The organism is Streptomyces sp. NBC_01304 (assembly GCF_035975855.1).
Classification (GTDB): Bacteria; Actinomycetota; Actinomycetes; order Streptomycetales; family Streptomycetaceae; genus Streptomyces.
The window spans coordinates 5992375-6005027 of the sequence record NZ_CP109055.1 but is presented as its reverse complement, the minus strand read 5'-3'; the positions used below and the strand labels follow the sequence as shown (position 1 = coordinate 6005027).

Sequence of the window (12653 nt, the reverse complement as noted above, 5' to 3'; positions counted from 1 at the left end):
CCGAGACCGCAGGGACGCCCCACCATGTCCCCGACGTCATGTCCCCGTAACCAACGATTCAGACAGCCTTGCGACGCTCGAGGAATGCCGCCCCACGCGCCCGACCCCGAGCCGCCGGCCACGCCCGAGCCCCCGCCCGACCGGCGGTCCCGGATCGGGCCGATGCTCGTCGGCGCGCCTGGATCGTCCAGGACGCGGAAGAATGGGTTCATGAACCAGCCCTCCGCGCAGGCCCCGGTCCAGCACGCCCAGCCGTCCGTGGGCTCGATCGCCGCACATCGCCCGCACACCGTGGCGGCCGCCGTGTCGGACCTCGAGCCCGACATCGACGCGGACCTGGATGCGTACGAGGAGGAGTACGACGGCGGCGGCGAGGAGCTGCCGCAGGGCCGCTTCCTGGACCGGGAGCGCAGCTGGCTGGCCTTCAACGAGCGGGTCCTGGAACTGGCCGAGGACCCGAACACCCCGCTCCTGGAGCGCGCCAACTTCCTGGCGATCTTCGCGAGCAATCTCGACGAGTTCTTCATGGTCCGCGTGGCCGGCCTGAAGCGCCGCATCGCGACGGGCGTCGCCACCCGTTCGGCCTCAGGCCTGCAGCCCCGTGAGGTCCTGGACCTGATCTGGACCCGGACCCGCGAGCTCATGGCCCGGCACGCCGCCTGCTTCCAGGAGGACGTGGGCCCGGCGCTGTCCGACGAGGGCATCGGCGTGATCCGCTGGGCGGAGCTCACCGAGAAGGAGCAGGCGCGGCTCTTCACGCTGTTCCGGCAGCGGATCTTCCCCGTGCTGACGCCGCTCGCCGTCGATCCCGCGCACCCGTTCCCGTACATCTCGGGTCTGTCGCTGAATCTCGCCGTCGTCGTACGCAACCCCGTCAGCGGCCACCAGCACTTCGCCCGGGTCAAGGTGCCGCCGCTCCTGAACCGCTTCCTAGAGGCCTCGCCCGGCCGCTACGTCCCCATAGAGGACGTGATCGCGGCGCCGGCGCACCTGGAGGAGCTGTTCCCGGGGATGGAGGTCCTGGCGCACCACATGTTCCGGGTGACCCGGAACGAGGACCTCGAAGTCGAAGAGGACGACGCGGAGAACCTGCTCCAGGCCCTGGAGAAGGAGCTCATGCGGCGCCGCTTCGGGCCGCCGGTGCGCCTCGAGGTCGAGGAGTCCATCGACCGGTACGTACTCGATCTGCTGATCCGCGAGCTCAACGTCACCGAGGCCGAGGTCTACCCGCTGCCGGGTCCGCTGGACCTGACCGGGCTCTTCGGGATCTCGGGGCTCGACCGGCCCGAGCTCAAGTACCCGAAGTTCGTGGCCGGTACGCACCGCGACCTCGCGGAGGTCGAGTCGGCGTCCGCGCCCGACATCTTCGCCGCCCTGCGGGAGCGGGACGTGCTGCTGCACCACCCGTACGACTCCTTCTCGACCTCCGTCCAGGCCTTCCTGGAGCAGGCCGCCGCCGACCCGGACGTCCTCGCCATCAAGCAGACGCTGTACCGGACTTCGGGCGATTCGCCGATCGTCGACGCGCTCATAGACGCGGCCGAGTCCGGCAAGCAGGTGCTCGTCCTGGTCGAGATCAAGGCCCGCTTCGACGAGCAGGCCAACATCAAGTGGGCGCGCAAGCTGGAGGAGTCCGGCTGCCACGTCGTGTACGGCCTGGTCGGCCTGAAGACCCACTGCAAGCTGTCGCTCGTGGTCCGGCAGGAGGGCGACACCCTGCGCCGCTACTCCCATGTGGGGACGGGGAACTACCACCCCAAGACCGCCCGCCTGTATGAGGACTTGGGGCTGCTGACCGCCGACCCGCAGGTCGGCGCGGACCTGTCCGACCTCTTCAACCGGCTCTCCGGCTACTCGCGCCGCGAGACCTACCGCCGGCTGCTCGTGGCCCCCAAGTCCCTTCGGGACGGCCTGATTTCACGGATCAACAAGGAAGTCCAGCATCACCGCGCGGGACGGCCCGCGTACGTACGCATCAAGGTCAACTCGATGGTCGACGAGGCCATCATCGACGCGCTGTACCGTGCCTCGATGGCCGGTGTCCCGGTCGACGTCTGGGTGCGCGGCATCTGTGCCGTACGGCCGGGGGTCGTGGGCCTGTCGGAGAACATCCGGGTCCGCTCCGTCCTCGGCCGCTTCCTGGAGCACTCCCGGGTCTTCGCCTTCGGCAACGGCGGCGAGCCCGAGGTGTGGATCGGCAGCGCGGACATGATGCACCGCAACCTCGACCGCAGGATCGAAGCCCTGGTCCGGGTCGCCGACCCGGCCCACCGCGCGGCGCTCAACCGCCTCCTGGAGACCGGGATGTCGGGCGCGACCGCCTCCTGGCACCTGGGCCCGGACGGCAACTGGACGCGCCACGCGCTCGATCCGGACGGGCAGCCGCTGCGGAACGTACAGGAGATGCTCATAGACGCCCGGAGGCGCCGGCGTGGTTCAGCGACACCCTGACAACGGCACGGCCCCCGCGGGCGAGACCCTGGCCGGCTATCTGCGCGAGCAGGCCACGGAATTCCTGCGCGCGCTGCGCCAGCACGGCGAGAACGGCTCCTCCGCGGACGCGGTGGACGCCGCCGAACCGGCCCTCGCCCTGCGCCGCTCGGCCCGCCGCATCAGCGGCACCCTGCATACGTTCCGGCCGCTCCTCGACGCGGCCTGGTCGGACGAGCTGCGCACCGAACTGGCCTGGCTGTCCGGCACGTTGGCGCGCGAGCACGCCTGTGCGGCCCGCCTGGACCGGCTCACCGGGGCGCTCAACCGGCTGTCCGGGGCGGCGGCCTTCCCCGCCCAGGCCGCGTCGTCGGCTCCGGGGCGCGGCGCGCTGACCGTCGGCGCCGCGAAGGCCGCGGCGCTCCTCGAACGCCAGCTGACCCTGGCCCGGACCCGGGCCCACTCGACGGCACTGCAGGCCCTTGGCTCGTCCCGCTTCCACGCGGTGGCGGACGGCGTCGCGGTCCTGGCGAGCGAGGTGCCGCTGCGCAGGTCGGCGGGGGCGCAGCGGCTCGAACCGTTCACCGTGGACGTCGCGGCGCGGCTCGCGGAGGCGGTGGCGGGGCTGCCGCTGGTGCGGGCGGGGCACCCCTACAACGCGGAGGCGCTGGTGCACGGCCTCGCGGCGGACGCGGCCCCGGAGTCGCAGGACGCACCGTGGCACCAGGTCCGTCTCCTCCTCCGACTGCACCGGTACGCGGCCGAAGTCACCGGCGCGGATCAGGCGGAGGTCCAACTGCTCGCGGCCGGCGAGGCGTTGGACCGGCACCGGGACGCGGCAGAAGCAGCAGCGGCCGCCGCGGCGGCGGCCCGCACCCCGCGGATCGCGCCCGCGACGGCCTACGCGCTCGGCGTCCTGCACGCGGACCAGCGGCACGAGGTGGAGGCGGCCCGTTTCGCCTTCCAGCGGGTGTGGCAGCGCGGCCCGTCCGCGACTTCCGAGGAGGCGGTACGCACATGACCCCGGGCCCCGCTCCCGTCCTGGCCGCAGGCTGCGTGCTCTGGCGCCGTTCGCCGATCGACGACGGCCTGGAGATCTGCCTCGTCCACCGCCCCAAGTACGACGACTGGTCGCACCCGAAGGGCAAGCTGAAGCGCGACGAGGACGCGCTGGCGGGCGCCTTGCGCGAGGTCGAGGAGGAAACCGGGTACACCTGCGCCCCCGGCGCCCGGCTCCCCTCCACGCACTACGTCACCGGCGGCCGCCCCAAGCAGGTCCGCTACTGGGCGGCCGAACTGACGGGCGGCACCTTCACCCCGAACCGCGAGGTCGACCGCCTCCTCTGGCTCCCCCCGACGGCGGCCCACCACCGCCTGACCCAGCCCCGCGACCGCCAACTGGTGATCGCCCTCCTGGACGCACTGCACACACAGAGCTGAGCCAGATCAGCCCGTCCGGCATCTCTTCAGCCCGTCCGGCGTTTGAGGACACCGCCCGCAGGGCGGAAAGCTGCGCAGCATTACGGGAAGGGGCGGGGAGGGGCAAAAATCAGCCCCTCCGGCCAGGAGCGGGGCCCGGGGCAGCGCCCCGCGACCTCACCAAAGGCGGGGCCCAGCCCAAGACCAGAGCCAAGCTCACGCAACGTAACCACGCGGTCGCTAACCACACCGACCGCGCAGGTTCACCCCCCGTTCACTCTCGCCCTCCGGTCACGTCACCTGTCCTGCCTAATTTCGGACTTACGCGGTGGCGTGGCACAGCCACAAAGAACCACCGCACCCCCGTCATGGGGAACGTACGGGCCCTCCAGCGGGCCACCCGATCCACTCGAAGATCACGCACGCCGCCACCGTCACGGCGGCTCCTGGAAGGAACACCCGAAAGTGAAGCTTCAGCGCAAGAACCGGCTTCGTGCCCTTTCCCTTGGTGCCGTCGCCGTCTCCGGCGCCCTGGCCCTCACGGCGTGCGGCTCGGACGACACCGGCAACACCACCGGCGGCGGCAAGGAAACCGCAGCCAAGAACATCAAGTGCGAGGACGCCAAGGGCCAGCTCCTGGCCATCGGCTCCTCCGCGCAGAAGAACGCGATCGACGCCTGGAACAAGCAGTTCGCCGCTGCCTGCCAGGACGTCCAGCTGCAGTACAAGCCGGAGGGCTCCGGCGCCGGCATCACCGCCTTCCTGCAGGGCCAGGTCGGCTTCGCCGGCTCGGACTCCGCGCTGAAGCCGGAAGAGATCGAGCAGTCGAAGAAGGTCTGCAAGGACAGCCAGGCCATCGACCTGCCGATGGTCGGCGGCCCGATCGCGGTCGGCTACAACGTGCCGGGCGTCGACAACCTGGTCCTGGACGCCAAGACCATCGCCGAGATCTTCGACGGCAAGATCACGAGCTGGGACGACGAGGCGATCGCCAAGCTGAACCCCGACGCCGAGCTCCCGAAGCTCAAGATCCAGGCCTTCCACCGCTCTGACGAGTCGGGCACCACCGACAACTTCACCAAGTACCTCAAGGGCGCCGCTCCCGACGCCTGGAAGTACGAGCCCAGCAAGGTCTGGGAGGCCAAGGGCGGCCAGTCCGCCGCGAAGTCCGCGGGTGTGGCCACGCAGGTCAAGGAAGTCTCGGGCGCCATCTCCTACTTCGAGCTCTCCTACGCCGAGGGCATCAAGACCGTCGACCTGAAGACCGAGGCCGCCGAGCCGGTCAAGGCCACCATCGACAACGCCTCCAAGGCCATCGCCGAGGCCAAGGTCGTCGGCGAGGGCAAGGACCTCGCCCTCGAGCTGAACTACAAGCCGAAGGCCGAGGGTGCGTACCCGATCACCCTGGTGACGTACGAGATCGTCTGCGAGAAGGGCAACAAGCCCGAGACCCTCGCCGCCACCAAGGCGTTCCTGAACTACGCGGCCAGCGTGGACGGCCAGAAGGCCCTCACGGCCAACGACTACGCGCCGATCCCGGCCGACATCATCGCCAAGGTCCGCGAGACCGTCGCGGCCATCAGCTAGTCCCGAGCGCTGCGGTCGGCTCGCACTCCCGTGAGCCGGCCGCGCCTTCCCCGGTGCACCGCCGCCAGGAGTCCTCACAGCGAGGCTCCAGGAGCCCCTCCCGCAGGGGGCTCCGCAGACCGGAGAATCTCATGGAAATAACCACGCAAGCACAGCCACCCTCACCAACTTCCCCGAATCACGCGGCCGTTGAGCCCAGGAAGCGATCCGCCAAGAGCGCCACGCGCCCGGGCGACCGCATCTTCCTCGGCCTCTCCCGCGGGTCCGGCATCGCGCTTCTCGCGATCATGGCCGCCATCGCGGCCTTCCTGACCTACCGCACGACGATCGCCCTGTCGGGCAACAAGGCCAACTTCCTGACCACCTTCGAGTGGGACGCGGGAGCGCTCGAGCCCAGGTTCGGCATCGCCGTCCTGGTCTTCGGCACCGTCGTGAGCTCGATCATCGCGCTCGCGATCGCCGTGCCGATCGCCGTCGGGATCGCGCTCTTCATCTCGCACTACGCGCCGCGCAAGCTGGCCGGCCCGATCGCCTTCGTGATCGACCTGCTGGCCGCGGTGCCCTCGATCGTGTACGGCCTGTGGGGCGCGATCATCCTCGCCCCGCACCTCACCGGCCTCTACTCCTGGCTGGACGACTACCTCGGCTGGACCGGCATCTTCGAGTACCAGGGCGGCGCCCCGCGCTCCCTGATGACCGTCGGCATCCTGCTCGCGATCATGATCCTCCCGATCATCACGAACGTGAGCCGCGAGGTCTTCCTGCAGGTCCCGCGCTTCAACGAGGAGGCCGCCCTGGCCCTCGGCGCGACCCGCTGGGAGGTCATCCGCATGGCGGTGCTGCCCTTCGGCCGCTCCGGCATCATCTCCGCCTCGATGCTGGGCCTCGGCCGTGCGCTCGGCGAGACGATCGCCGTGGCCACCGTGCTCTCCCCGGCCTTCATCATCCAGGCCTCCATGCTGGAGCCCGGCGGCGGCACCTTCGCCCAGAACATCGCCAGCAAGTTCAGTGAGGCCAGCGCCTTCGGCCAGGACGCGCTGATCGCGTCCGGCCTGGTCCTGTTCATCATCACGCTGCTGGTCAACGGCGCGGCCCGCCTGATCATCGCGCGCCGCAAGGAGTACTCGGGGGCCAACGCATGAGCACCACGACCGCACCCGCCCCCGCCTCTCCAAAGGGCAGCAGCTCGCTGCAGGGTGGCCGCGTCCCGCGCTGGGCGCCGTACGTCATCGCACTCGGCTCGCTGGCGGCCGGCGTCGGCATCGGCCTGGGGGCCGGTCTGCACAGCCGCCTCCAGTGGGGCCTGATCGCCGCGCTCCTGTTCGTCCTCGTCTCGTACGTCACCGCCGCGCGGATCGAGAACCGGCGCCAGGCCAAGGACCGCCTCGCGACCTCGGTCGTCTGGGTCGCCTTCCTGCTCGCCGTGGTGCCGCTGGCCTCCCTGGTCTGGGAGACCGTCGGGCGCGGCATCAAGGTGTTCGACGGCTACTTCCTGACCCACTCGATGGGCGTCGTCGGCGACCAGGAGGTCGGCGGCGGTGTCTACCACGCGCTGATCGGCACCCTGGAGCAGATCGGGCTCGCCTCCCTGATCGCCGTCCCGATCGGCCTGCTCACCGCGATCTACCTCGTCGAGTACGGCCGCGGGAAGCTCGCCAAGGTCGTCACCTTCTTCGTCGACGTGATGACGGGCATCCCCTCGATCGTCGCCGGTCTGTTCGTCCTCAGCTTCTGGATCCTGATCCTCAAGATGCCGTTCTCGGGCTGGGCGGGCGCCATGGCGCTGGCCGTCCTGATGATGCCGGTGGTCGTGCGCTCCACCGAGGAGATGCTCAAGCTCGTCCCGAACGAGCTGCGCGAGGCCTCCCTCGCCCTCGGTGTGCCGAAGTGGCGGACCATCCTGAAGGTGGTCCTGCCCACCGCGATCGGCGGCATCACGACCGGCGTCATGCTGGCGGTGGCGCGCATCGCGGGCGAGACCGCCCCGGTGCTCCTGGTGGTGTGGGGCAGCAACTTCATCAACACCAACCCGTTCGAGGGCGCTCAGGGCTCGCTGCCGCTGTTCATCTACCAGCAGTACCAGGCGGGCAGTCAGGCAGCGACCGACCGTGCCTGGGCGGCGGCGCTCACCCTCATCGCCCTGATCATGATCCTCAACCTGGTGGCCCGCGGCATCGCCCGCTGGAAGGCCCCCAAGACGGGCCGCTGACGCGGCCGACTCAGCGACCCTTCTCGTACTTCCCCGAAAGCAGATGTGATCCTCATGGCCAAGCGAATCGACGTAAGCGGACTCTCCGCCTACTACGGCTCCCACAAGGCGATCGACGACATCTCGATGACCGTCGAGCCCCGCTCCGTGACCGCCTTCATCGGCCCGTCCGGCTGCGGCAAGTCCACCTTCCTGCGCACCCTCAACCGCATGCACGAGGTCACCCCCGGCGGCCGCGTCGAGGGCAAGGTCCTCCTGGACGGCGAGGACCTGTACGGCTCCGGCGTCGACCCGGTCGCGGTCCGCCGCACGGTCGGCATGGTCTTCCAGCGCCCCAACCCCTTCCCCACCATGTCGATCTTCGACAACGTGGCGGCGGGGCTGCGCCTCAACGGCTCGTACAAGAAGTCCGAACTCGCCGAGGTCGTCGAGCGCTCCCTCAAGGGCGCGAACCTCTGGAACGAGGTCAAGGACCGCCTCAACAAGCCCGGCTCGGGCCTGTCCGGCGGTCAGCAGCAGCGTCTGTGCATCGCCCGCGCGATCGCGGTCGAGCCCCAGGTGCTCCTCATGGACGAGCCCTGCTCGGCCCTCGACCCCATCTCGACGCTCGCGATCGAGGACCTGGTGGGTGAGCTCAAGGAGCGCTTCACGATCGTCATCGTGACGCACAACATGCAGCAGGCGGCGCGCGTCTCGGACCGTACGGCCTTCTTCAACCTGGCCGCGGTCGGCCAGCCCGGCAAGCTCATCGAGATCGACGACACGGAGCGCATCTTCTCCAACCCGTCGGTCCAGGCCACGGAGGACTACATCTCCGGCCGCTTCGGCTAAGCCGTCCCGGATCTGCCCTGCGGTGCTGCATGGCGGTGCCACCGCAAGGCGAAGGCCCGGCCTTCCCTCTTCCGAGAGGGGGGCCGGGCCGTTTGTTTTCTTCCCTTTGTCAGCCCGTCCGGCGTTTGAGGACATCAGTGACAGTCCTTGAAGCCGGCGGCAGCCTTACGGGAAGGGGCGGGGAGGGGAGAAAGAAGGTCAGACGAACGCGAGGTTCACGATCCAGAAGCTGAACGCAGCCACCAGAGCCGCCGCAGGCATCGTGATGAACCAGCCCAGAATGATGTTCTTGGCCACGCCCCAACGCACCGCGTTGACCCGCTTGGTAGCCCCCACACCCATGATCGCCGAGGTGATGACATGAGTCGTCGAGATCGGCGCGTGGAACATGAACGCGGTGGTGAACATGATCCCCGCACCCGTGGTCTCCGCCGCGAACCCCTGCGGCGGATCAAGCTCAATGATCTTCCGCCCCAGCGTCCGCATGATGCGCCACCCACCCGCGTACGTACCGAGCGAAAGCATCAGCGCACAGGAGATCTTGACCCACACCGGAATCGGATCGCCCGCGTCCTCGACATCGGCGATGACGAGCGCCATCACCACGATGCCCATGGTCTTCTGCGCGTCCTGCAGACCGTGCCCGAGCGCCATGCCCGCCGCGGAGACGGTCTGCGCGATACGGAAGCCGCGCTTGGCCTTGTGCGGGTTGGACTTCCGGAACATCCACATGATCGCGACCATCACCAGATAGCCGGCGACGAGACCGACGATCGGCGACAGGAACATCGGGATGACGACCTTCTCGAGCACGCCCGACCAGATGACGTCGATGCCACCGGCCAGCGCCGCACCCACCATGCCGCCGAACAGGGCGTGCGAGGACGAGGACGGCAGCCCGAAGTACCAGGTGACCAGGTTCCAGACGATCGCGCCGACCAGCGCGGCGAAGAGGATCCACATCCCCTTGTTGCCGTGCGGCGTCTCGATCAGACCCTCACTCACGGTCTTGGCGATCCCGCTTCCCAGGAACGCACCCGCGAGGTTCATCACCGCGGCCATGGCGAGCGCCGCCCGCGGGGTCAGCGCCCGCGTGGAGACCGACGTCGCGATCGCGTTGGCGGAGTCGTGAAAGCCATTGGTGTACGTAAAGCCGAGCGCGACGCCAATGGTCACGACAAGCGCAAAGGTGTCCACGTGGTTCAGGACTCCTTGACCGCGATGGTCTCCACGGTGTTCGCGACGTGCTCGAACGCGTCGGCCGCCTCCTCGAGCACGTCAACGATCTGCTTCAGCTTGAGGACCTCGATGGCCTCGTACTTGCCGTTGAAGAGTTGCGCGAGCAGCTTCCGGTGGATCTGGTCGGCCTGGTTCTCGAGACGGTTGACCTCGATCCAGTACTCCGTGAGGTTGTCCATGGTCCGCAGGTGCGGCATGGCCTCGGCGGTCAGCTCGGCCGCGCGGGACAGAACCTCGATCTGCTGCTCGACACCCTTGGGGAGCTCATCGACCTGGTAGAGAACGACCAGGTCGACGGCCTCCTCCATGAAGTCCATGATGTCGTCGAGGGACGACGCGAGGTTGTAGATGTCCTCGCGGTCGAACGGCGTGATGAAGGAGGAGTTCAGCTGGTGGAAGATCGCGTGGGTCGCGTCATCTCCAGCGTGCTCCGCGGCCCGCATACGCTCTGCGATCTCGGCCCGGGCGGAGGGGTCCGCCCCGAGCAGTTCCATGAGGAGCTTGGAGCCCGTGACAATGTTGTCCGCGGATGCGGCAAACATGTCGTAGAAGCTCGTCTCCCTGGGGGTCAGACGAAAGCGCACGTGGGGTCCTCGGGGTGCTTTGGATTCGGTCAGGCTGATGCTAGGCGCATCATCCGGCCACGGCTAACCGGCCGTCCCCAGTGTCGCCCATCAGGAAGAGTCATCGGCACGGGGCCCGTCCCCGAGCCGAAATGTTCGGTACCATATACCCACCAGGGGTATCAGATCCCTTGCGGGACCGGAACCAACGGCAAGAACCGGGCAAGAACCAACAGGAGGACGCGATGACGACCACCGAGGCCGGCGCGGCGGCGAACGCAGCGCCCTCCGCCGAAGGCACCGAGAGCGCCCAGACCGTGGTGACGGACCACGACCGCGGCATTCACGGCTACCACAAGCAGAAGGACGAACACCTCAAGCGCCTGCGCCGCATCGAGGGGCAGATCCGGGGCCTCCAGCGCCTGGTGGACGAGGACGTCTACTGCATCGACATACTCACCCAGGTCTCGGCCTCGACGAAGGCCCTCCAGTCCTTTGCCCTGCAACTCCTGGAGGAACACCTCCGCCACTGCGTCGCCGACGCGGCGGTCAAGGGCGGCGAAGAGATCGACGCAAAGGTAGAAGAGGCCACGAAGGCGATCGCGCGCCTGCTCCGCACGTAAAGCTCGGCGAGTGGGGGGAATGGGGCAGAATCCCGCCCGTTATGCCGCATTTCGGCGCCCCTTTTCCCCCACTTAGGACCCGACTCCCGTTTGGGGCGCTCGCCAGCTCCCGACTCCCGGCTGGGGGCGCTCTCCGCCTCCCGGCTCGGGCGCCCGCCGACTCCGGCTGGGCCGCTCGCCGCCCTCCCGGCTGGGCCGCTCGCCAGCTCCCAGCTCCCGGCCCCAGCTCCCGGCTCCCGGGAGCTCCCAGCCCCCGGCTCCCGGCAGCGCGGCGGGGACCCGGCCGCGCCCCGGTCTCAGCCGCGTTCCTGCGCGTCCGGGTCCGTGACTTTCAGCACCTCGTCGATCCGGTCGGGGCTCAGCCGCTCCTCGTCAGCGGCTGAGGCCGCGATGATCAAGTCACCGCAGAGCTCGATCTCAGCGAGGGCTACGTGGTCCTGGACGGCTGTCTTGCCGGGCGTCGGAGCCACGTACATCACCTCTTTCTTGCCGTCACCGGTTTCCTAGGGTAGGGAGCCACCTACCGAACGCGCATGGCACGGAAGGGCTATTCTGCGCCACTCCTACCGGGTCAGCCCTCGGCGATCTTGCCCGCGAAGATGTCCTCCGCGTCCGGCAGTTGGGCCTTCACCGGCGTCCCGAAACCGTAGAGCAGCGTGGTCGACGCGACCGCCACCTCGGCGCCCGAACCGCTGCTGCGGCCACCGCTGCCGCCGGCCGCGCTGTTGACGAAGCTGAACTGGTGCCGGATCTTCCGCAGCCGCCCCTGCTCGTCGACGTACGCCTCGAAGGGCACCTCGCCCTTCGCGAACCCCTTCGCGGCCGCGGCGAACACCTTGCGGTTGTGCGCGGAGGCGAGCTGGGCGGCCCGCGCGATGTCGGCGGTGCCGCGGTACCGGCGCACGGCCACCCCGTCGACCTTGCTCTCCCCCACGTACGTCACCTCGCTCGCGCCCCGCAGCAGCTCGGCCGCGGCCAGCGGGTCGGTGGCCCCGCCCGTGACGAGGTTGCCGTCCGACAGCGTGGCCGTGTCGACCCGCACCCACTTGTCGTCGGGGACGCCCGCGCCGCGGTTCTTCATGTACAGCGCCCCGGGCGCGAGCAGCTCCGTGATCGGCCGGTGCTCGACGGCGCCGGAAGGATCCTGCGGCAGCAGCACCCTCAACTCGCCGATCTGGCGCTTGAAGTCGTACGTTCCCTCACCGCGGATGGTCACGCGGGTGCCGCCGGTCGCCATCTCCATGGACGTACGGGCCTTCGAACTGCCCGCGTCCACCAGCACGTCGGCCGCCGCCCGCAGCACCGCGACGGCCTCGCCCTTCTCGTCCTCGGCGGCGGCTCCGCTGCCGGAGCAGCCCGAGGTGGCCCACATCAGCGAGGCCACGGCCCCGGCCGTCATGGCGGCGACGGCAGTCCCGCCCCTGTGCCTGTGCTGCTGCACGACCATCGCCTGCCTACCCCCATTACGTGGGCGCCCGTCGTTTCGCTTAACGACCGGTGGGGGCGGTTGTCACGGGGCGGGGGGTTCACCTCGGGTCGGTACCGTGGGTGGCGTGCCGCCGCTGGAATCCCCCCTCCCTTCCCCTTCCCATGACACGACCACGGTCGAACAAGGCCGCTTCTGCCTGGCCCGCTGCAGCTGCGGCTGGCGCGGCCCGGCCCGCAGAGCCCGCTCCCGGGCCCGCACGGACGCGGAGGAGCATCGCGCGGAATTCGTCCCCACGGGCTGATGGTTCAGCCCGTCCGGCGCTT

General features: G+C 69.5%; 12 protein-coding genes. 8 read left to right on the top strand and 4 right to left on the bottom strand.

Features of this window, described 5'->3' with window-relative positions; translation table 11 throughout:
* Positions 1-210 precede the first annotated feature (210 nt).
* The 7 genes from OG430_RS26735 (at position 211) to pstB (ending at position 8476) form a co-directional block, all read left to right on the top strand.
* The gene (locus tag OG430_RS26735; RefSeq protein ID WP_327355137.1) at positions 211-2451 is read left to right on the top strand and encodes an RNA degradosome polyphosphate kinase; all 2241 of its coding nucleotides are present in this window, start codon (positions 211-213) and stop codon (positions 2449-2451) included.
* Positions 2432-3451: a CHAD domain-containing protein gene (locus OG430_RS26730; RefSeq protein WP_327355136.1), complete on the top strand. Its 1020-nt coding sequence runs from the start codon at positions 2432-2434 to the stop codon at positions 3449-3451. The genes OG430_RS26735 and OG430_RS26730 overlap by 20 nt, the downstream gene beginning before the upstream one ends.
* Entirely contained in the window at positions 3448-3870 is a 423-nt protein-coding gene (locus OG430_RS26725) for an NUDIX hydrolase (protein WP_327355135.1), read from the top strand. Before OG430_RS26730 ends, OG430_RS26725 begins: the two co-directional genes overlap by 4 nt.
* 444 nt (positions 3871-4314) lie before the next feature.
* Complete coding sequence (pstS, locus tag OG430_RS26720) at positions 4315-5436, top strand: phosphate ABC transporter substrate-binding protein PstS (RefSeq protein WP_327355134.1); 1122 nt, start codon at positions 4315-4317, stop codon at positions 5434-5436.
* Positions 5437-5567: 131 nt separating this feature from the next.
* On the top strand, positions 5568-6578 hold the full coding sequence (gene pstC, locus OG430_RS26715; RefSeq protein ID WP_327355133.1) for a phosphate ABC transporter permease subunit PstC: 1011 nt from the start codon (positions 5568-5570) through the stop codon (positions 6576-6578).
* Positions 6575-7645: a phosphate ABC transporter permease PstA gene (pstA, locus tag OG430_RS26710; protein ID WP_327355132.1), complete on the top strand. Its 1071-nt coding sequence runs from the start codon at positions 6575-6577 to the stop codon at positions 7643-7645. The genes pstC and pstA overlap by 4 nt, the downstream gene beginning before the upstream one ends.
* Positions 7646-7699: 54 nt before the next feature.
* The gene (pstB, locus tag OG430_RS26705) at positions 7700-8476 is read left to right on the top strand and encodes a phosphate ABC transporter ATP-binding protein PstB (RefSeq protein ID WP_327355131.1); all 777 of its coding nucleotides are present in this window, start codon (positions 7700-7702) and stop codon (positions 8474-8476) included.
* 198 nt (positions 8477-8674) lie between these two features.
* Here the strand turns inward: pstB and OG430_RS26700 are convergent, their stop codons facing one another.
* Positions 8675-9673: an inorganic phosphate transporter gene (locus tag OG430_RS26700; RefSeq protein ID WP_327355130.1), complete on the bottom strand. Its 999-nt coding sequence runs from the start codon at positions 9671-9673 to the stop codon at positions 8675-8677.
* Between the two features lie 5 nt (positions 9674-9678).
* On the bottom strand, positions 9679-10299 hold the full coding sequence (locus OG430_RS26695) for a DUF47 domain-containing protein (RefSeq protein ID WP_327355129.1): 621 nt from the start codon (positions 10297-10299) through the stop codon (positions 9679-9681).
* A gap of 224 nt (positions 10300-10523) precedes the next feature.
* Between OG430_RS26695 and OG430_RS26690 the strand changes: the two genes are divergently transcribed.
* Positions 10524-10901 carry a metal-sensitive transcriptional regulator gene (locus tag OG430_RS26690; protein WP_327355128.1) on the top strand — a complete coding sequence of 126 codons (378 nt, stop codon included), beginning with the start codon at positions 10524-10526 and terminating at the stop codon, positions 10899-10901.
* A 296-nt stretch (positions 10902-11197) separates the two neighbouring features.
* Here the strand turns inward: OG430_RS26690 and OG430_RS26685 are convergent, their stop codons facing one another.
* Together OG430_RS26685 and OG430_RS26680 are read right to left on the bottom strand one after the other, a co-directional pair.
* Positions 11198-11377 (bottom strand): hypothetical protein, encoded by a 180-nt coding sequence (locus OG430_RS26685; RefSeq protein WP_327355127.1) that lies wholly within the window; start codon positions 11375-11377, stop codon positions 11198-11200.
* A 95-nt stretch (positions 11378-11472) separates the two neighbouring features.
* On the bottom strand, positions 11473-12348 hold the full coding sequence (locus OG430_RS26680) for a hypothetical protein (protein ID WP_442816558.1): 876 nt from the start codon (positions 12346-12348) through the stop codon (positions 11473-11475).
* Between the last annotated feature and the right edge of the window lie 305 nt (positions 12349-12653).

Excerpts from the sequence above, each read along its gene's own strand:
- OG430_RS26735 (WP_327355137.1), top strand. The coding sequence starts at position 211 with ATGAACCAGCCCTCCGCGCAGGCCCCGGTCCAGCACGCCCAGCCGTCC.
- OG430_RS26725 (WP_327355135.1), top strand. The coding sequence starts at position 3,448 with ATGACCCCGGGCCCCGCTCCCGTCCTGGCCGCAGGCTGCGTGCTCTGG.
- pstC (WP_327355133.1), top strand. The coding sequence starts at position 5,568 with ATGGAAATAACCACGCAAGCACAGCCACCCTCACCAACTTCCCCGAAT.
- pstA (WP_327355132.1), top strand. The coding sequence starts at position 6,575 with ATGAGCACCACGACCGCACCCGCCCCCGCCTCTCCAAAGGGCAGCAGC.
- pstB (WP_327355131.1), top strand. The coding sequence starts at position 7,700 with ATGGCCAAGCGAATCGACGTAAGCGGACTCTCCGCCTACTACGGCTCC.
- OG430_RS26690 (WP_327355128.1), top strand. The coding sequence starts at position 10,524 with ATGACGACCACCGAGGCCGGCGCGGCGGCGAACGCAGCGCCCTCCGCC.
- OG430_RS26685 (WP_327355127.1), bottom strand. The coding sequence starts at position 11,377 with ATGTACGTGGCTCCGACGCCCGGCAAGACAGCCGTCCAGGACCACGTA.
- OG430_RS26680 (WP_442816558.1), bottom strand. The coding sequence starts at position 12,348 with ATGGTCGTGCAGCAGCACAGGCACAGGGGCGGGACTGCCGTCGCCGCC.